24 protein-coding genes are annotated in these 16,649 nt (G+C 38.2%); 7 read left to right on the top strand and 17 right to left on the bottom strand.

Annotated features, from left to right (window positions below; all coding sequences use genetic code 11):
* Positions 1 to 64: 64 nt before the first annotated feature.
* The gene (locus ACX9YW_RS19005) at positions 65 to 445 is read right to left on the bottom strand and encodes a DUF309 domain-containing protein (RefSeq protein WP_460349435.1); all 381 of its coding nucleotides are present in this window, start codon (positions 443 to 445) and stop codon (positions 65 to 67) included.
* 90 nt (positions 446 to 535) lie between these two features.
* Between ACX9YW_RS19005 and ACX9YW_RS19000 the strand changes: the two genes are divergently transcribed.
* A complete protein-coding gene (locus tag ACX9YW_RS19000; protein WP_460349433.1) occupies positions 536 to 1,012 on the top strand; it encodes a divergent PAP2 family protein in 477 nt (158 codons plus the stop codon).
* A 37-nt stretch (positions 1,013 to 1,049) separates the two neighbouring features.
* Here ACX9YW_RS19000 and spsC read toward each other — a convergent pair whose 3' ends face one another.
* From spsC to ACX9YW_RS18975, 5 genes are all read right to left on the bottom strand, one after another.
* Positions 1,050 to 1,655, bottom strand: coding sequence for a stationary phase survival protein SpsC (spsC, locus tag ACX9YW_RS18995; protein WP_460349431.1), 606 nt, complete (start codon positions 1,653 to 1,655; stop codon positions 1,050 to 1,052).
* Positions 1,656 to 1,783: 128 nt separating this feature from the next.
* Complete coding sequence (locus ACX9YW_RS18990) at positions 1,784 to 2,101, bottom strand: YuiB family protein (RefSeq protein ID WP_460349428.1); 318 nt, start codon at positions 2,099 to 2,101, stop codon at positions 1,784 to 1,786.
* A 124-nt stretch (positions 2,102 to 2,225) separates the two neighbouring features.
* Positions 2,226 to 2,351 carry a YuiA family protein gene (locus ACX9YW_RS18985; protein WP_460349426.1) on the bottom strand — a complete coding sequence of 42 codons (126 nt, stop codon included), beginning with the start codon at positions 2,349 to 2,351 and terminating at the stop codon, positions 2,226 to 2,228.
* Between the two features lie 159 nt (positions 2,352 to 2,510).
* On the bottom strand, positions 2,511 to 2,999 hold the full coding sequence (locus ACX9YW_RS18980) for an NUDIX domain-containing protein (RefSeq protein WP_460349424.1): 489 nt from the start codon (positions 2,997 to 2,999) through the stop codon (positions 2,511 to 2,513).
* 139 nt (positions 3,000 to 3,138) lie between these two features.
* Positions 3,139 to 4,356, bottom strand: a complete 1,218-nt coding sequence (locus ACX9YW_RS18975; protein WP_460349422.1) for an NAD(P)/FAD-dependent oxidoreductase — start codon at positions 4,354 to 4,356, stop codon at positions 3,139 to 3,141.
* Between the two features lie 409 nt (positions 4,357 to 4,765).
* Between ACX9YW_RS18975 and ACX9YW_RS18970 the strand changes: the two genes are divergently transcribed.
* Positions 4,766 to 5,758 (top strand): NAD(P)/FAD-dependent oxidoreductase, encoded by a 993-nt coding sequence (locus ACX9YW_RS18970; protein WP_460349419.1) that lies wholly within the window; start codon positions 4,766 to 4,768, stop codon positions 5,756 to 5,758.
* A gap of 82 nt (positions 5,759 to 5,840) precedes the next feature.
* On the opposite strand, the gene ACX9YW_RS18965 is transcribed toward ACX9YW_RS18970, so the two are convergent.
* The 3 genes from ACX9YW_RS18965 to ACX9YW_RS18955 all read right to left on the bottom strand — a co-directional run bounded on the left by ACX9YW_RS18965 (position 5,841) and on the right by ACX9YW_RS18955 (position 6,986).
* Complete coding sequence (locus ACX9YW_RS18965; protein ID WP_460349417.1) at positions 5,841 to 6,059, bottom strand: hypothetical protein; 219 nt, start codon at positions 6,057 to 6,059, stop codon at positions 5,841 to 5,843.
* A gap of 166 nt (positions 6,060 to 6,225) precedes the next feature.
* The gene (locus ACX9YW_RS18960; RefSeq protein WP_460349415.1) at positions 6,226 to 6,588 is read right to left on the bottom strand and encodes a HesB/IscA family protein; all 363 of its coding nucleotides are present in this window, start codon (positions 6,586 to 6,588) and stop codon (positions 6,226 to 6,228) included.
* Positions 6,589 to 6,746: 158 nt separating this feature from the next.
* A complete protein-coding gene (locus tag ACX9YW_RS18955; RefSeq protein WP_460349413.1) occupies positions 6,747 to 6,986 on the bottom strand; it encodes a YuzB family protein in 240 nt (79 codons plus the stop codon).
* Positions 6,987 to 7,211: 225 nt separating this feature from the next.
* Between ACX9YW_RS18955 and ACX9YW_RS18950 the strand changes: the two genes are divergently transcribed.
* On the top strand, positions 7,212 to 8,273 hold the full coding sequence (locus ACX9YW_RS18950; protein WP_460349411.1) for an NAD(P)/FAD-dependent oxidoreductase: 1,062 nt from the start codon (positions 7,212 to 7,214) through the stop codon (positions 8,271 to 8,273).
* 455 nt (positions 8,274 to 8,728) lie between these two features.
* On the opposite strand, the gene ACX9YW_RS18945 is transcribed toward ACX9YW_RS18950, so the two are convergent.
* Positions 8,729 to 9,058 (bottom strand): YuzD family protein, encoded by a 330-nt coding sequence (locus ACX9YW_RS18945; RefSeq protein ID WP_460349409.1) that lies wholly within the window; start codon positions 9,056 to 9,058, stop codon positions 8,729 to 8,731.
* Positions 9,059 to 9,203: 145 nt separating this feature from the next.
* On the opposite strand from ACX9YW_RS18945, the gene ACX9YW_RS18940 reads away from it, so the two are divergent.
* Positions 9,204 to 9,440 carry a NifU family protein gene (locus ACX9YW_RS18940; protein ID WP_460349493.1) on the top strand — a complete coding sequence of 79 codons (237 nt, stop codon included), beginning with the start codon at positions 9,204 to 9,206 and terminating at the stop codon, positions 9,438 to 9,440.
* Between the two features lie 47 nt (positions 9,441 to 9,487).
* Here ACX9YW_RS18940 and ACX9YW_RS18935 read toward each other — a convergent pair whose 3' ends face one another.
* On the bottom strand, positions 9,488 to 10,471 hold the full coding sequence (locus ACX9YW_RS18935) for a 2-hydroxyacid dehydrogenase (protein ID WP_460349407.1): 984 nt from the start codon (positions 10,469 to 10,471) through the stop codon (positions 9,488 to 9,490).
* Between the two features lie 46 nt (positions 10,472 to 10,517).
* The gene (gene yutH / locus ACX9YW_RS18930) at positions 10,518 to 11,522 is read right to left on the bottom strand and encodes a spore coat putative kinase YutH (RefSeq protein WP_460349405.1); all 1,005 of its coding nucleotides are present in this window, start codon (positions 11,520 to 11,522) and stop codon (positions 10,518 to 10,520) included.
* Between the two features lie 190 nt (positions 11,523 to 11,712).
* Here yutH and ACX9YW_RS18925 point away from each other — a divergent pair, with 190 nt between their 5' ends.
* Positions 11,713 to 12,213, top strand: a complete 501-nt coding sequence (locus tag ACX9YW_RS18925) for a phosphatidylglycerophosphatase A family protein (RefSeq protein WP_460349403.1) — start codon at positions 11,713 to 11,715, stop codon at positions 12,211 to 12,213.
* A gap of 106 nt (positions 12,214 to 12,319) precedes the next feature.
* Here ACX9YW_RS18925 and ACX9YW_RS18920 read toward each other — a convergent pair whose 3' ends face one another.
* The 3 genes from ACX9YW_RS18920 to ACX9YW_RS18910 form a co-directional block, all read right to left on the bottom strand.
* Positions 12,320 to 13,084: a TIGR01457 family HAD-type hydrolase gene (locus tag ACX9YW_RS18920; protein ID WP_460349401.1), complete on the bottom strand. Its 765-nt coding sequence runs from the start codon at positions 13,082 to 13,084 to the stop codon at positions 12,320 to 12,322.
* Between the two features lie 10 nt (positions 13,085 to 13,094).
* Positions 13,095 to 13,724 (bottom strand): helix-turn-helix transcriptional regulator, encoded by a 630-nt coding sequence (locus tag ACX9YW_RS18915; protein WP_460349399.1) that lies wholly within the window; start codon positions 13,722 to 13,724, stop codon positions 13,095 to 13,097.
* Between the two features lie 79 nt (positions 13,725 to 13,803).
* A complete protein-coding gene (locus ACX9YW_RS18910) occupies positions 13,804 to 14,241 on the bottom strand; it encodes a DUF86 domain-containing protein (protein WP_460349397.1) in 438 nt (145 codons plus the stop codon).
* Positions 14,242 to 14,331: 90 nt separating this feature from the next.
* Between ACX9YW_RS18910 and ACX9YW_RS18905 the strand changes: the two genes are divergently transcribed.
* Positions 14,332 to 14,598: a DUF3055 domain-containing protein gene (locus tag ACX9YW_RS18905; protein ID WP_460349395.1), complete on the top strand. Its 267-nt coding sequence runs from the start codon at positions 14,332 to 14,334 to the stop codon at positions 14,596 to 14,598.
* Between the two features lie 24 nt (positions 14,599 to 14,622).
* On the opposite strand, the gene ACX9YW_RS18900 is transcribed toward ACX9YW_RS18905, so the two are convergent.
* Positions 14,623 to 14,898: a YutD family protein gene (locus ACX9YW_RS18900; protein ID WP_460349393.1), complete on the bottom strand. Its 276-nt coding sequence runs from the start codon at positions 14,896 to 14,898 to the stop codon at positions 14,623 to 14,625.
* A 112-nt stretch (positions 14,899 to 15,010) separates the two neighbouring features.
* Here ACX9YW_RS18900 and ACX9YW_RS18895 point away from each other — a divergent pair, with 112 nt between their 5' ends.
* Entirely contained in the window at positions 15,011 to 15,658 is a 648-nt protein-coding gene (locus ACX9YW_RS18895) for a YhcN/YlaJ family sporulation lipoprotein (RefSeq protein WP_460349391.1), read from the top strand.
* Between the two features lie 39 nt (positions 15,659 to 15,697).
* Here ACX9YW_RS18895 and lipA read toward each other — a convergent pair whose 3' ends face one another.
* Complete coding sequence (lipA, locus tag ACX9YW_RS18890; protein WP_460349389.1) at positions 15,698 to 16,615, bottom strand: lipoyl synthase; 918 nt, start codon at positions 16,613 to 16,615, stop codon at positions 15,698 to 15,700.
* Positions 16,616 to 16,649: the final 34 nt, after the last annotated feature.

Genomic DNA, 16,649 nt, shown 5'->3' with positions numbered 1-16,649 from the left:
TCACACCCCTTATATTTTTTGTGTACACCTTATTATATCGGAATCTTGCGATTATTTCGAGTTTCTAATCATCCTCTAGGTTAATAAATAACTGGGGGAGTTTCGGTAAAAGTGGGACCCCTTCATAGGGAACACGGTCGATGTCTTGTGGTAATTTTTTTAGGCATGTTTCGATAAAGAGATAGACTGGCTCTAAATCTAGACTCCAGTATTTTGGACGGTAATCCTGCAGATAGTCATGCGCTGCTTTCATCATCAGCCTTGCGCCTTTCACATTGCCGTACTCATAATGATAGATGGCAACACTCATTTGCAGGAGCCCTTTTAAAAACAAATTCCCTTTGTCGGTTAACCACATTTCCTCTAGTAGATCGTGGCAAGTATAATAGTCTCCCTCATTAAAGTGGATGAAGAATTGGTAATATTCTAATGGATAGTCTGCCATCTAATCACCTTTGTCGAGTTTTATTTGCACTCCTATTATATTACCTTTATTATTAGAATAAGTCATTTTACGCTTTAAGGCGGTGAAAGAATGGATTTGTTTTTAAACTTTTCATTATGGTCTTCGATTGCAGCGATCTTTTTTGCCCAATTTATTAAAGTTCCAATACAATATATTGCAACACGAAAATTTGATTGGTCTTTGTTAACGAGTACAGGCGGAATGCCAAGTTCGCATTCTGCGGCTGTTACTGCTCTATCTACCGGCGTGGCCCTTGAAGCCGGTTTAAATTCTACCATATTCGCTATATCGGCCGTATTTGCCATTATTACTATGTTTGATGCTACTGGAGTAAGACGGCAAGCCGGTGAGCAAGCAATCGTATTGAACCAATTGGTCGCAGATTTTCAAAAATTTGTGGATGAGGCTAAGGGTTGGCAAAATAAACCCGAACAAGTAAAACGCAAAGAACTAAAGGAATTGCTCGGACATAAACCAATTGAAGTGTTTTTTGGTGGATTGACGGGTATCATTTTAACCTTAATCATCCATGGCATAGTTCATTAAAAAAGCTGACATCTTTAGCGGGGATGTCAGCTTTTTATTATTTTTTTTCTGTTATAATATATTGTTGTCGAAATACCTGCATCGATTCATTCTCGTTTAAACTGTTCAATTTATCCTCTGTAAGGCGACCGTCACCATATTCAATGACATAGACATCAACTGACTTTTTGCCCCATTTTTCATAAACGTCTTGAACTGTTTCGTAAAATAAATCTAGCCTATTTCCTTTGATCGCGCCACCCTTATCGGCAACTACACCATATCCGTATCCGGGAATAAACAATATTGTCCCAATGGGAAATACAGTTAAATCGGCAGCAATCGTTGAATAAAGGTCACGTTTGACTTTTACACCTGAATAAGTAATCCCATAGCTTGGATGATCGGGATTTTTTCCTGTAGATTCATAGCCGGCTGTATATCCAGTCGCCACTACCGTTTTGGTTGGGTACTTTGACCAATCGAGGTCCTCAAGCTTCGGTGGAACGGCTGAAACGGATACGGCCTCCTTTGACGTTATAAGGGAATGATAAGCCTGCGCGATAAGCGTAGTTGCTTCTACACCTGAAATCACCTGAAAGGTGGTCAAAATGGCAAAGACAAATAAGACACTCATACTTACTCGTTTTGTAAAAGTTTTCATCTATTTTTTCATTCCTCCCATGTGTATTCATTTCCTAAACGATTTGGAATTATACACACGGAGATAAGTTTATTGAAAACATAGATTTCTCTCCACATAAAAAAGCTTCCACCATATAAGTGAAAGCTCTAAAACATTTGATAGCCGTTTTTGCGAAGCATTTTGATAACAATTCCTGCAACAATAGCCCCAGCAAGACCACTAATTAAAATTAAAAGATCAGCTGTTTGTAAGGAAACCAATCTTTCCCCAAGTTCGCGAAATGCCTTACCACTATTGGTGAAATATTCAATAAATCTAACCTTATCTACGATAAATACCGTAATTAAAGGGTAGATAATCGCCATGATCCATGACATTCTCAAAAGCATATTTAACAAAAATCCAATTCCAAAAAATAACACAAAAAATAATAGCATTGAAATGATAACAACCCAAATAGGCATCGTCTTGTCCTCCCTTTTTACACACAAAATAAGTGTACTTAATGTAGAATGAGGAAGTCAATCATTTATGCCTATTTTAAAAAATAGACTGCCATTTCACTAAGTTGGCAGTCTTTTCAAAATGTTATTCTTTTTTCGTTCCTGAACCTCCGCAACAAATGCAAGTTTCTGATCCTCCTAATAATAATTGGAAGTATCCTTTACCCGAACAATAAGTACATTCCTTTTTTTCTACTGTTTGTGCTTTCATCGTTGTCATCCTCCTGAAGAAATATAATTGAATTTTCTGATAATATATCAAGGAAATGACTAAATGAAAAGGTCCATTTTAGCTCAAAAAAGGGAACTGTAACCGCATACAAATCTATTTTTCTTTATTTATCTCGCTTTATCTCATAATTTCAGAAAATTACAAAAATAACTTATAAGCAGTATAACCAAATTGATCACCAGGATTGATACCATTAATTTCCGGCTTCACATCTGAAATTTTTAATTGTATGAGATACTGGAGAAGAATGGAGCATTCTTCCTGTTCCAATAGAAGTTCCGGCATCATAAATTTTGCTTCATAAAGTTCATCTTCTGCTGCCAATACGATAGCTGGTTCAATAGGATTCAGTAAAAACATTAACATATTATCGCTAATTTCCTCTTTTATTACCCCTGTTCTTAGGCCAATTAGCCCCTTGTTTAAGGTATCAATACCAGTTTCCTCTTTTATTTCACGAATAACGGCTTGATCAGCGGTTTCATTTCCCTCAACAAATCCCGCAGGCAGTGACCACATTCCTTTAAGACCACCATACCTTTTTTTCACTACAAGCCATTCTCCTTTTTGATTAATCACTAACCCTGAAACACCTAGCCAGACATTACCGCGTTTATTATTAGACATGTTTCCTCCTCATTTTCAAACCTATTTATATTCATTTTCATTTTATCCGATAACGACCCTATTGAGGATACTTTCTCCTATATCTGGATTGATTTTATCCTCAAAAAAAGCTGAATCGACTTAGCGATCCAGCTTTCCATTATAGAATATTAAATTTACCTTTTTTCAATACTAATGAAGGGCCACCAATCATCAACAATGCGCGGTTGTCGACCATCTTTTTCATAAAGGAAGCTTTAGTACCGAAGAGTTTCTTACCATAAACAACTCCGATAGCATCATCTTCTCCAAGAGAACATACCGTTCCTTTAATATCTGGTTTAAACGTTTCAAATTCCGCTTTACCGCGAACAAGTGCAGCTAAGTTTTTCGCACAAGTTTCGCCTTGTTGCATGGCAATTTGCGCTGTAGGTGGGTATGGGCGGTTAATTTCTTCATTAATCACTAATGAGCTATCACCAATGATAAAAATATTGTCATGACCAGGAACGCGTAAATCCGGCTGAACTTTGACCCGTCCACGCATTGCTTCAATTCCTGATTTTTCAATAATGGAATTTCCACGGACACCAGCTGCCCAGACAACTGTACCTGCTTTAATTTCTTGGACTTCCTCATCGCCTTTTGCCACTATAATTCCTTCAGGAGTACATTCCTTGATAGCGGTTCCAAGCTTAAATTCAACGCCTTTTCTTTCTAGCTGTGATACAGCATAGCTAACTAATTCAGGGTCAAATCCAGGTAGTGCCATTGGAGCTGCTTCCACGCAAATTAATCGAACTTTATGGTAATCAAGATCATATTCATGACAAAGCTCAGGGATACGGTTTGTTAATTCACCAAGGAATTCAATACCGGTGAAACCTGCTCCGCCTACTACTATGGTTAATCGATCATCTTTTTTCTCAATATCATTGTTGTAGTTAGCAAATTGATATTCAATATGCTCACGGATTTGACGGGCAGCATTTACGTTAACAATTGAAAATGCATATTCTTTTAAGCCTTTGATTCCAAATGTCTCAGGCTCCCCACCAAGAGCAATAACTAAATAATCATACTCTACTTGACCATTTTGTAATACAACTACTTTTTCTTCTGTTTTAATTTCCACAACTGCATCATGAATAAAATTCACTTTACTGCTATCGATTACATCGCGGATATCGTATCGAACTCGATCATGATGTAAGGTCCCTGCTGAAGCTTCGTGTAACCAGGTTGTTTCATAGTGATAGTCATGTTTATTAACAAGAACAATATCTGCTTCGTTTACACCAAGCATTTTTTGTAAACGAGTTGTAGTCATCAATCCACCGTAACCAGCACCTAAAATCACAATTCTTGGCTTTCTCAAAGTGATCACTTCCACCTTTAACAATATTTTTTATGGACTATTTCCTTAGTTTCCGCATGGGTAACATTTTTTATTTTTAAGCCAGTTATAAAGTTTGTGATACCCTTCACTTAGCTTGACATAAAATAGTACCTAAATTGTCACAAATTCTTAACAATTAACCCCAACTTCCATATTATTCGTTTTGTTTGGCTTTTTCAAGCCTCTTTCTTAGTGTTGTAAAACTAAGAATTTTCAAACAATATACCTTTTTACCTTCGTATCTTCTATATTTCCATCATATTCATAGGATTGTAAAAGGGTTTTAAATCATATACTTTACCACAATAAGTGAGCAATGGGAAAATTTAATAAAACGCTTAATGGAGGAAAATATTTTTTGCTTAACTTAGAGATGAGGGGGATTTAGATGAACGAGGACCAAAAAGTCTATGACATTACGATAATTGGTGGTGGCCCAACAGGATTATTTACGGCTTTTTATGGTGGTATGAGACAGGCGTCCGTTAAAATTATCGAGAGCTTACCTCAGTTAGGAGGTCAATTATCCGCGCTATATCCAGAAAAATTTATCTATGATGTAGCTGGTTTTCCTAAAGTACGTGCCCAAGAACTTGTGAATAATTTAAAAGAGCAAATGGCTAAGTTCAACCCCAAAATTGTTCTTGAACAATCTGTAGATGGGCTTGAAAAACAGGATAAGGGGATTTTTAAGCTTACCACAAATAAGGAAGTTCATTATTCCAGAACAGTGATTATCACTGCAGGGAATGGTGCTTTCCAACCTCGCAGAATTGAACTTAAAGATTCGATTCAATATGAAAGAAAAAACCTGCATTATTTCATTGAGGACCTAAATGCGTTTGCAGGCAAAAGGGTCGTTGTATTTGGTGGTGGTGACTCAGCTGTTGACTGGGCATTAATGCTTGAGCCAATCGCTGAAGAAGTCACGATCATTCACCGGCGAGATAAGTTCCGTGCCCACGAGCATAGTGTTGAAATTCTGTTTAACTCAAAGGTAAAAGTGAAAACTCCATTTGTCCCAGCAGATTTTATCGGTAGTGATTTAGGTATTAAACAAGTGGTGATCAATGGAGTCAATTGTGAGCTTAAAGAGGTTATTGATGTTGATGCGGTAATCGTCAATTATGGCTTCGTTTCATCACTTGGTCCGATTAAGTCTTGGGGACTGGAGATCGATAAGAACTCCATCAGGGTAAATTCAAAAATGGAGACAAATATTCCGGGCATCTATGCCGCCGGTGATATTTGTACCTACCCAGGAAAAGTAAAGCTTATCGCTTGTGGATTCGGTGAAGCTCCAACCGCCGTCAACAATGCCAAAACCTTCATCGACCCAAAAGCCAAAACCCAACCTCTCCACAGCTCATCCATGTTTTAATCCCAAAAATAAAACATAATCACTTTAGCACTTTAAAGCGGTGGGGGACTGTCCCCCACCGCTTTAAAGTGCTAAAGTGATGTTACCACCAGCAGCATCTGTTTCTTCTGTGATGGCGGTTTTCTACTCCGCCTACCTGGCCATCTTCATGGCAGCGGCGCACTCTTTGACAGAAATCCTGTTCTCCACCAACATTACCATCATGCATTTGGTCATGACGATTTCTATTACGATTTCTGTCAGAAACTCCTCCAACATTATCTCGATTGTGGTCACGATGATCACGACATCTACGGTTCAAGGTTTTCCCCACCTTTACTTGGATTTTTATACTACAATTTATCCTATGTAGAACTTGTACAAGTTGAAGGGGCGAAAACCTAGCGCTGGATAGAAATGTACGGTTGTCCTATCTGTAACCAAAAAAAACCTTCTCTTTCTAATTGAAGAGAAGGTAGAAATCATTATTAGCATTCTTCCGGCGTACCGACTTCTGTCGCTGTTCTAAACGAAGACCCACACCCACAAGAGGCAATCGCATTCGGATTGTCGATGGTGAAGCCTCCGCCCATCATCGATTGTTTATAGTCAATTTTCGTTCCATTTAGAATAGGTGCACTTTCCTTATCTACCAGAACGGTAATTCCATGGGATTCAAATTCGATATCATCTGCCTTTTTCTCTTGATCAAAGCCCATTCCGTAAGATAGCCCACTACAGCCGCCACCTTGAACACCAACACGTAAGAAAGAACCTTCCTCTTCGTTTTGTTTCATCATATCTTTTATTTGTAAAGCCGCCGCTTCGGTAATAATCACTAATTCACTCATTTTCAAGACCTCCTTGGAGAGTTTATCTTAAGTATATACATCCGAATTCTTTTCCTCAAACTTTCTGCTTTATACCTATCATATTCAAACCTTGCCATTATGATAGGGAAAATAAAGAAAAAAGCTAGGTAAACAGATTTGTGTTCTGCAAAACTAGCCTAAAACATTGGATTATCTTCTATATATTGATAGATGTTTTCAACAAGTTCTTCGGGCGTGTCACCGGTTACCACATCTCCGTTTACAAGAGCGTATAGTGTCGATGCGCATTTCCCACAATAACCAAGGCAGCCGTATTCAATAACATCTAAGTCTGGATCTTTTTCTAGTATCTCTAAGGCCCTTTGGGCACCACTCGCCAGATTACTTATACAAAATTCAATAACTGGTTTGATCATTTCGTTTCACCTCTCGCTACAAAATTAATCCTACTCTGTTTCCCAAAAAACGTCAATTATAAAAACTAAGAAAACATTTGTCAACACTTTCTTCGAAAATGTTGTGATTTTGACATATATTAGTTATACTTTTTATGGCTAAAATAATTAAAATACGATAATTCAAATTGTGATCCGACAATTTGTACAGAAACGAAGGTTTCTGGAGAAAGAGGAGATTTACCAATGAAAAAACTTGTTATTCTTGGCGGCGGCTATGGTGGAATGAGAATTCTTGATAGACTTTTACCAAATCTGCCAACAGATATTGCCATCACTTTAATTGACCGTGTCCCGTACCATTGTCTTAAAACAGAGTATTATGCCTTAGCAGCTGGGACCATTTCTGATCAGCATATTCGAGTAGCATTCCCTGAACATTCTCAATTACAAGTAAAATATGGAGAAATTTCCGCCATTGATTTAGAAAATAAGCGCGTTATCTTGAAAGACGAGCAACAGGAATATGACGAACTAATAATAGGACTAGGCTGTGAGGATAAATATCACAATGTACCTGGTGCAGATGAATTTACTTATAGTATTCAAACGATTGAAAAATCGCGAGAAACCTATCAAGCATTAAACAATTTAGCCCCGGGTTCGACTGTTGGAATCGTGGGAGCTGGACTAAGCGGGGTTGAGCTGGCGAGCGAGTTATATGAAAGTCGTCCCGATTTAAAAATTTTATTATTTGACCGTGGCGAATTTATTTTATCAGCATTCCCGAAAAAATTAAGCCAATATGTCCAAAATTGGTTCGATTCACATGGGGTCCAAATTGTTAATCGAGCAAACATCACCCGAGTAGCACCTGATCATTTATTTAACCATGACGAACCAATTGCCTGCGATATAATTGTTTGGACAGCCGGAATTCAACCAAACAAGGTTGTTCAAGATTTAGAGGTTGAAAAGGATAGCCAAGGTCGAGTGGTTTTAACACCACGACACCATCTTCCAAATGACGAAACTGTGTTTGTCATTGGTGATTGCGCAAGCTTACCACATGCCCCAAGTGCTCAACTTGCTGAGGGTCAAGCAGAGCAAGTTGTTCAAGTGTTGATGAAACGCTGGAATGGCGAGGAACCACCGCAAAACTTCCCAGCAATTAAGTTAAAAGGTATTTTGGGTTCATTAGGGAAAAAACATGGCTTCGGGTTAGTCGCTGACCGACCGATTACCGGTCGCGTTGCTCGTTTAATCAAATCTGGGATTTTATGGATGTATAAGTATCATAAGGGATGATACTACGAAAAATTTCTACTAAGGCAGAGAATTGAGGTGAAATTCTCTGCTTTTTATTTTTTTCTATTTAATATGACATGTGATCGTATCTAAAATAAGGAATTTATATATCAACTATTGTCAGGCACTGTTTCTCCTAATAACTCTTCCTGTCCGATTAGCTGCTCTATTCGGACTCGGTTTTGCTTTTTGGGCTCTTTCCTGTCTGAATAGCAGCTCTATTCGCTTTTTGGGGCCAATCTTGTCCGAACACAAGACCTGATCGGACTCAATTTCGCTTTTTCGCCTTTGTCTTGTCCGAACACAAGACCCGTCAAGACAGGATTTCACTTTTTAGCAACTCACCTGTCCGATTACTCCGGCCTTTTCCGACAATCAAAAATAGCGAGAATTTCAATGGAAATCCCCGCTTTTTGGCCCACCGAATTAGAACTTGTCAGGCTCCGCTAAATCTTTTATTCCACGCTTACATAACCATACTTCTCCATCTCAGCATAAATGGTTTTTAGCTTTGGATTTCCTTCACCAACTATTTTTCCTTCTAGTAAGACTACCGGATAGAACATATCCTCTTCAATGACCCGTTCGGCAAATTCTTTTTTCGTATCATCGCTTGGCGGATTAAAAATATCTACATATGATATAGTAAAGGGCTGTGCAGCAAATTTTCTAGCGATTGCTGCCTCTAACCATTCATAGGTTTCCTTTGAAGATGGTAGATTGACACAGCTTGGGCATAATTGTTCAGCCCCGTAAACGATAATTTCTACCGGTTTTTTCTCCATTTTTCCCACCCCCATCTTTTGCTTATATTTTACAACAACTATACAAGAAAAATATACTTATTTGATTCCACTACTTCCAGAATTCCGGAATAGATTTTTCAATTGAGAATGATTATAATATGATTAAGGAAAGGAGTCGATTATGATGTCAGAGCAAAATATAAAGGCTGAAGTTCAAGAAGTATTAGATAAATTGCGTCCATTTCTTCTTCGTGATGGAGGAGATTGTGAGCTAGTTGATGTTGAGGATGGAGTAGTAAAGCTTCGTTTATTAGGAGCTTGTGGAAGCTGCCCAAGCTCAACCATCACATTAAAAGCTGGAATTGAAAGAGCATTACTTGAAGAAGTTCCGGGTGTTGTCGAAGTAGAACAAGTATTTTAATCAATGAGTTGGCAAGGGGTTATCCAAAATCGGATAACCCCTTTTTCTTATACGGTCACTTGCCAATCGTTATTGACTAATGTTTTCGGTTGTTTTCCTGATAATACTAATTGAATATTTTCCACGCAAAGCTGCATCATTGCTGTCCGTGTTTCAATGGTGGAACTGCCGATATGCGGAATCGCAACAACATTAGCTAGCTGTAACAATGGATGGCTTGCATCAATAGGCTCTTTTTCAAAGACGTCTAAGCCGGCTCCAGCGATTTCACCAACCACCAAAGCCTCATATAACGCCTGCTCGTCAACAACTGGGCCACGTGAAACATTAATAAAGATAGCTGATTTTTTCATTTTTTGAAAAACTTCACGAGTAAACATACTTCTAGTTTGGTCGGTTAACGGTGTTAAACAAACAATAAAGTCTGATGTTTCGACTAATTCGTCAAATGAAGTATATGTTACACCGAGACCGCGTTCGGTTTCTAGCTTCCGATTGCGATTATAGTATTTAATATCCATTTCAAAGCCGGTGGCACGTTTTGCTACCGCTTCCCCAATCCGACCCATTCCAACAATTCCAAGTGTTTTATGGTGAATATCATGCCCGGCAAAAAATAATGGACTTGAACCATTCCAAAGGTCTTTTTTTATATATTCAGCCGCTTCCACGATCCTTCTCGCAGTCGCAAGCAGTAATGCAAATGTTAAATCGGCTGTCGAATCTGTCAATACATCTGGGGTATTGCAAACAGCTATCCCAAGTTCGCTAGCCGCTTTAACATCAATATTATTAAAACCAACGGCATAATTCGCAACAACCTTCAATTTCTTTCCTGCTTCTAAAACATCCCGATCAATCGTATCAGATAGCATTGTTAACAGAGCATCCGCACGACCTACTTCTTCCATTAATCGTTCTTTCGGAACAGGAATCTCTTCCTCCTCCCACATTCCAACATTATACTGCTCACTTAGGGGTTGAATGATTTCATCAGGTAATTTTCTTGATATAAAAATATAAGGTCTCATAAGTATCTCCTTCTATGATTACTACCTCTATTTTATCAAAAAAAAATCAGTGAATCATCCAATCTAATTGTGGAATATCCCATTTTCGAATCGGAGCTTCGGTTAATTGAAAAAATTCACCTAAAAAACGCTCGTATTCGGAGCTTGTTTTAAGTAATTTCGAGAGATTTTCCTCCTTACTATTTCTATTTTGTTCTGATGATGAAAGATAGTAATCCTCAATACACTCGTAATAATGGAGAGGAAAAATGAGTCTTGAAAAAAGCAACCGCCATCCAAATGCTGAAAGAGGGGCTAGCTGTTGATAGTCTTGAAAAAATTTCCGTACTTGCTGATGATAATTGTATTTACTTTCAAAATATACACTTCGTGACCATTCAGCCAAATCTCTACCGCGATGATCAAAAACCCAATCTAAAGGATTTTTTAAAATAATATCTTTCCCCCAAGTTTGATGGGTAAAACGCTCATGACAAACAGTACCATTGTCGGATTGTTCTGGAGTTCCATCGATTTCTGAATCGACTAGATACTGAATTGCATTTTCGGTCAACCCTAAGTAATAGGGAAAAGATTCAAGAAACATCCGTTCAAATTCATTTTCGGGTGCATGATACAGCTTTGCCTTCCAAACATTTTCCATCTGCGTCAACCTTTTTTCCCAAAGCTGTTTCCATTGGCCAATTCGACTTGTACGTTCCACTTTAAACGGAATAGTTAATCCCCTATAATGGAATTTTGCTAACTTTCTTCCAAGTTGTTGAATTTTATTTTGTTTCCTAATCTGACAAGATAGCAGGCAAAAGCTTTCCCCTTCCTTTTCTCCCCAAAGCTGACCTGTTTTTGTTTTCGTTATGGTTAGCACATGACGATCGCCCGAATGAATCAAATGCTCAGCAATCCCCTGTAATTCCGGTATATGCTCTTTATTCTCCCTTAAGGGAGCCATTATAAAAATTTGCTCGTTATTTATGAAACCCTCATAACGACCAACCCGAGTTTGCTGCTGTGAGTGGATGCCATAGAATTCCTCAAGCCATTTTATTTGCATATTGACACCTCGTTCCTTATTCTTAAAACATATATATGCAGTAAATTTGGTAAGTATGGTATAGTGATTGCCCCTTTGGAAATGATGAAAGAGAAGAAATATGACCTATGGTCCCTTTTTAGGCATCAACGCATATTTTAAGAAAAAGTGTATATAAATAGTGAAAATTTAACGAAAAAAGGTGAAGCCCATGTCTGAACAGAGTAAATTCAATTCAACAGAAAATACCGCTAGGCAATGGATTTTAGATAGAGGTGTTACGATTCAGGATATTGCTGATTTGGTCTTTTTTCTCCAGGAAAAGTATCACCCGGATTTAAAGATGGAGGATTGTATCCATAATGTGGAACGTGTCCTTACGAAGCGTGAGGTGCAAAATGCCATCTTAACGGGAATTCAACTTGATATTCTTGCCGAAAAAGGATTGCTTGAAGAGCCTTTACAAACCATTATTGGGATTGATGAGGGACTTTATGGGGTTGATGAAATTTTAGCCTTTTCAATCGTCAATGTTTATGGATCAATCGGTTTTACTAATTACGGATATATCGATAAACTTAAACCGGGTATTTTAAAATTGTTAAATGATAAATCAACAGGGAAATGCCATACCTTTTTAGATGACATTGTCGGTGCCATCGCCGCTGCGGCATCTAGTCGCCTCGCGCACCGAGCCGCAAATGCAGAATAGTACCAAAAGCGAAAGCCGCCCGTTTAGGGTGAAGTTCACTAAGAGCTGGGCGCAGGAGCTAGATGTAAAATGATAAAGAGGCCAACCACTTGGGTTGGCCTCTTTTTTATATTTCCCATTCATTTAGTGAATCGACTGTATAAGTAGGTTGAACTTGATGCTTTTTTAAATGCTCTTTCGTGGTCACACCTGTATGAACAAGCAATGTATCAAGGCCAGCATTGATTCCCGCGAGAATATCTGTGTCATAATAATCGCCAACCATGAGTGTCTCCCCTTTGTTTGTTCCTAATACCTTCAAAGCCTGCTCCATGATAATGGATTCGGGTTTTCCGATAAAGATGGGCTTGACTTGGGTTGATACGGAAACCACAGAAGTTAAGGAGCCGTTCCCAGGCAATAAACCTCGTTCAGTTGGAATAGCAATATCGCCATTTGTGGAAATAAAGGTTGCGCCATTACGGACGGCTAAGCAGGCAACAGCCAGTTTTTCATAATTAATGTCACGATCGATTCCTACGACAACATAGTCGACATTCTCATCGGCAAATTGAAATCCTTTATCCTTCAGAGATGTCCGGATACCCTCTTCGCCAATTACATAAACATTAGCATTTGGTTTTTTGGCATATATATAGTTAGCCGTTGCTTGGCTCGTTGTAAACACCTGTTCTTTTGTTGCAGGTATCCGAAAACTCTGCAGTTTATCCGCTACTTGTTCGGGAGTCCTCGATGAATTATTGGTTACAAACAGATAAGGAATTCCTTTGGCATAAAGTTTATTTACAAAGTCGACAGCCTCAGCAATTTCCTCGGTGCCACGATACATGGTTCCATCCAAATCAATCAAATATCCTTTGTATGTCTTCAAGCTGGTTTCTTCAGTCCTTTCGAATGATATAATGACAACAGCTATCCCCTTTAGACAACGACGAGGATTTCATTATATTATTTGTTCCTAGAAGTTCTTCAAAAAATTTATGTTCATTTCGGCAGATTTCCGGAAAATCTCGAGCTATCTCTAAATAGGGGCAATTCGCTTGTTTAATTTCACCGACTACCTCGGATCCAGTTTCATATTCCTCTGCCATAAACCCTAATTCGGACTGAATTTTTGCCATTTCCTGAACTTGGTTTTTAAAATTTTTCCCTGATAATCGATTTTTGTAACGATTGACAAGTCTTTCTTGTCTAGCCATAATGGCTTGATTGACAATTTTTCCATCCAAACGATTAATTTCTTGTAATAAATCAATCCCGATTTGTTTGTAAGCTTGTGGAAAAAACTCTTCACCTTTTTCGGTTAATTGGTATACTTTTGAGGGTCTACCCGTCGTATTCTTTTTCATAATACAAAGTAAAAGACCATCGGTTTCGAGCACTTGCAAGTGACGACGAACGGCCATTTCGGTAATATTTAATTCACCTGACAATTCAAGGACTGTCATTTGTGAATTGGCTTTTATCAAGGTTAATATTTTTTCTTTTGTTGAAGTAGAGTTTGGTAACATTCCGCATCACCTTCCTCCACTCATTTTAGCTAAATAAATATTTTAAAACAATGGATAACTTGTTAACATTTTAGGATCACTAATTCTTAAAAGCAGAGACCGGTCCCAGTTCCTTTTGGATATACTCCCTTACTTTTTCAGAAAAGTTTTTTAACGCTTCCATGTTTTGGTTTACTGTCTTCTCGATGGTTTTGTGATTGACTTCCAGATAATGTTGAATTAAATTTTTGCGAAGAGAGATCACTTCTTTTAGGCTTACCCCCATTTCGCTTGTGACAACTTTTTCATCGATAAGAATGTCTACGATATCCTCATAGCTGCCTGGATCACGCATAATAAAGCCGTCAATCATCGAATTACCAACGTCTAAGATTGCTTCGATCATCATATGTGTAACTCGTTCAAGTGCTGCTATTTCAATTGGGGAACTCCATTGTTTGTGGCTTTGAAATAAAGCCAGTTGGTTTTCAAAATAAACTAAAGTATGTTCAATTTTTTCACGATCAACAAAATACATTTATTTTCACCTCATTATTATAATCCGCTTTATTATTTTAACATTTTTGTTATGATTAGAGTAATGGAATGAAAATTGGAGGAAAATTTAATGAGTGAAAGATTTTTTTTATATAATGATTTAGAGGATACGAAAACTCGGTTTGTTAGTTTTGTCGGGGAACATCAGCGATACGATCTGGCGATTGTTCAATCGAGTCGCCATTACGGCAAATCACTAGTGTTAAATATGCAAAGTAACCGATTTGCGATTATTGGTGAAGATGATTTAAAGGAAGAGGGATACTTAGAATATGCCTTTGATTTTTCAGAAGAAGAGGCGGCTGAACTAAGAGACTTTCTATATGAGACAATTTAAAGGATGGGCATTCCAAGCCCATCCTTATTTATTGACCTTTTTAACGACAAAATAAGCACAACCGAAGTTACAGTATTCATACAAATATTCCGTTAACGTGCTAATTTTTGTGTCAAAGGCTGCTTTTGGATTTTGATCCTCAAAAAAACCCTTTAGTCGTAATTGGCCATATCCCCAATCGCCAACGATAAAGTCGTAGCGTGTTAATATATCGCTATATCTAGCACGAAATGTTTCCTCATTAAAACCATTTCGATACTCTTTTACCACCTCATAGGCTACATTGTTAACTTCAATCAAAACGGACACCTCGCAAACTTTGCTTTCTTCCTCTATTATAACTGATTCACCATGAATTACTAAGTGAAAAAGGAAAAAACATGGTCATTCTATAAAAGAGGAGGTGTTTAAAATGAACAAAAAGTTCATCGCTTTAGGGTTTTGTGGGGTTATTGCCCTGACAGGTTGTAATGCAAATCAAATGGCTCAGCGTGATATATATGAAGAAAGCGGACATACCATTAATGTTAACACCAAACGTTCAGACCTTTACAATGCCAATAACAAAAATATGAGTAAAGACTTCGGATATGTCCGTCATCAAAAGAATCCAATGGTAAATGGTCGAAATTCGGATCATCATGTAGCGATAGATCGTGAAAAATTGGCAGATCATATTAGTAAGGTAAGTACGGATTTGCCAAATGTCCATGATGTAGCCACGCTAGTTACTGATGAAGAAGTTTTAATCGCCTACGCAACTGATAGCAAGGATCGCAATTTGACCGCTGATCAAGTAAAACGTACGGCATTATCTTTTGTGCCACGGTATTACCATGTTTATGTGAGCGACAATCCAAACTTAATCAAAAATGTGGAAAGTTATGCGAATCTGAGTTCCAATAGTCGCAACGCTGATCAACTAGTTGATCGACTTATCCTAAAGATGCTAAATTCTCCTCAAGGGTACACAGTTAGTAACAACGAAAATGAAAATGGCGTTTCGAACGAAGAAATGCGTCCAAAAATGGATAGAGGTTTTAATCTCAATTCCCAGTAATAAAAAGAGCCTGATTGAGTCAGGCTCTTTGTTTAGTTCTTATTTTGCTTCTGTAATTTCCAATTCACCAAGTTCTTGTTTTTTACGAGCAGCTGCGTTGACTTGTTCATCAGCATGATAGGATGAGCGCACAAGTGGACCCGCTTCACAGTGGCTAAAGCCTTTGGTCATGGCTATGTCTCTCAATTCATTAAATTCCGCAGGAGTATAGTATTTTTCCACCTTTAAATGTTTTTTTGAAGGTTGGAGATATTGACCAATCGTAATAATATCGACCTGATTGGCGCGTAAATCATCCATAGCTTCAATAATTTCCTCTTTCGTCTCACCTAGTCCAATCATGATGCTTGATTTGGTCGGGGTAGTCGGCTGCATCATTTTAGCTCTTTGTAAGAATTGCAAAGAGCGATCATATTGCGCTCGCGCCCTAATTCTTGGTGTTAAACGTCTAACTGTTTCAATATTATGATTTAAAATATCAGGTTTTGCATCCATTAGGATTTTTAAATTTTCTTCGATTCCACCCATGTCCGATGGCAATACTTCGATAGAAGTGAATGGATTTTTACGACGAACTGCTCTTACCGTCTCTGCAAATACAGCCGCTCCTCCGTCTTTTAGGTCATCACGGGCAACAGCAGTGATGACAACATGTTTTAGATTCATTAGGGAAACTGAATCAGCCACACGTTCTGGCTCTGCCCAATCTAGTTCGTTAGGAAGTCCTGTTTTCACTGCACAAAAACGACATGCCCTTGTACAGACGTCGCCGAGAATCATAAACGTTGCTGTCCGTCTCACTGCCCAACACTCATGGATATTCGGACATCTGGCTTCTTCACAAACTGTATGTAGATTCTTTTCGCGCATCATTTTTTTTAGGCCAGTATAATTTTCATTTGTATTTAGCTTTATTTTTAACCATTCGGGTTTTCGTAAATGTTCTTCCTTACTCATGGAGTCCACCCCTTATATTTCTTCTATCTCTCTA

The organism is Pseudoneobacillus rhizolycopersici (genome assembly GCF_054786815.1).
This window is presented reverse-complemented; position numbering and strand designations above follow the sequence as displayed.

What these genes read in the sequence shown, in the direction of transcription:
- yutH (WP_460349405.1), bottom strand. Translation starts at nt 11,522, where the DNA reads ATGCAAATAAAATGGCTTGAGGAATTCTATGGCATCCACTCACAGCAG.
- ACX9YW_RS18950 (WP_460349411.1), top strand. Translation starts at nt 7,212, where the DNA reads ATGAAAAAACTTGTTATTCTTGGCGGCGGCTATGGTGGAATGAGAATT.
- lipA (WP_460349389.1), bottom strand. Translation starts at nt 16,615, where the DNA reads ATGAGTAAGGAAGAACATTTACGAAAACCCGAATGGTTAAAAATAAAG.
- ACX9YW_RS19005 (WP_460349435.1), bottom strand. Translation starts at nt 445, where the DNA reads ATGGCAGACTATCCATTAGAATATTACCAATTCTTCATCCACTTTAAT.
- ACX9YW_RS18990 (WP_460349428.1), bottom strand. Translation starts at nt 2,101, where the DNA reads ATGCCTATTTGGGTTGTTATCATTTCAATGCTATTATTTTTTGTGTTA.
- ACX9YW_RS18940 (WP_460349493.1), top strand. Translation starts at nt 9,204, where the DNA reads ATGTCAGAGCAAAATATAAAGGCTGAAGTTCAAGAAGTATTAGATAAA.
- spsC (WP_460349431.1), bottom strand. Translation starts at nt 1,655, where the DNA reads ATGAAAACTTTTACAAAACGAGTAAGTATGAGTGTCTTATTTGTCTTT.
- ACX9YW_RS18955 (WP_460349413.1), bottom strand. Translation starts at nt 6,986, where the DNA reads ATGATCAAACCAGTTATTGAATTTTGTATAAGTAATCTGGCGAGTGGT.
- ACX9YW_RS18960 (WP_460349415.1), bottom strand. Translation starts at nt 6,588, where the DNA reads ATGAGTGAATTAGTGATTATTACCGAAGCGGCGGCTTTACAAATAAAA.
- ACX9YW_RS18905 (WP_460349395.1), top strand. Translation starts at nt 14,332, where the DNA reads ATGAGTGAAAGATTTTTTTTATATAATGATTTAGAGGATACGAAAACT.
- ACX9YW_RS18985 (WP_460349426.1), bottom strand. Translation starts at nt 2,351, where the DNA reads ATGAAAGCACAAACAGTAGAAAAAAAGGAATGTACTTATTGTTCGGGT.
- ACX9YW_RS18935 (WP_460349407.1), bottom strand. Translation starts at nt 10,471, where the DNA reads ATGAGACCTTATATTTTTATATCAAGAAAATTACCTGATGAAATCATT.
- ACX9YW_RS18945 (WP_460349409.1), bottom strand. Translation starts at nt 9,058, where the DNA reads ATGGAGAAAAAACCGGTAGAAATTATCGTTTACGGGGCTGAACAATTA.
- ACX9YW_RS18910 (WP_460349397.1), bottom strand. Translation starts at nt 14,241, where the DNA reads ATGTATTTTGTTGATCGTGAAAAAATTGAACATACTTTAGTTTATTTT.
- ACX9YW_RS19000 (WP_460349433.1), top strand. Translation starts at nt 536, where the DNA reads ATGGATTTGTTTTTAAACTTTTCATTATGGTCTTCGATTGCAGCGATC.
- ACX9YW_RS18925 (WP_460349403.1), top strand. Translation starts at nt 11,713, where the DNA reads ATGTCTGAACAGAGTAAATTCAATTCAACAGAAAATACCGCTAGGCAA.
- ACX9YW_RS18980 (WP_460349424.1), bottom strand. Translation starts at nt 2,999, where the DNA reads ATGTCTAATAATAAACGCGGTAATGTCTGGCTAGGTGTTTCAGGGTTA.
- ACX9YW_RS18895 (WP_460349391.1), top strand. Translation starts at nt 15,011, where the DNA reads ATGAACAAAAAGTTCATCGCTTTAGGGTTTTGTGGGGTTATTGCCCTG.
- ACX9YW_RS18970 (WP_460349419.1), top strand. Translation starts at nt 4,766, where the DNA reads ATGAACGAGGACCAAAAAGTCTATGACATTACGATAATTGGTGGTGGC.
- ACX9YW_RS18915 (WP_460349399.1), bottom strand. Translation starts at nt 13,724, where the DNA reads ATGTTACCAAACTCTACTTCAACAAAAGAAAAAATATTAACCTTGATA.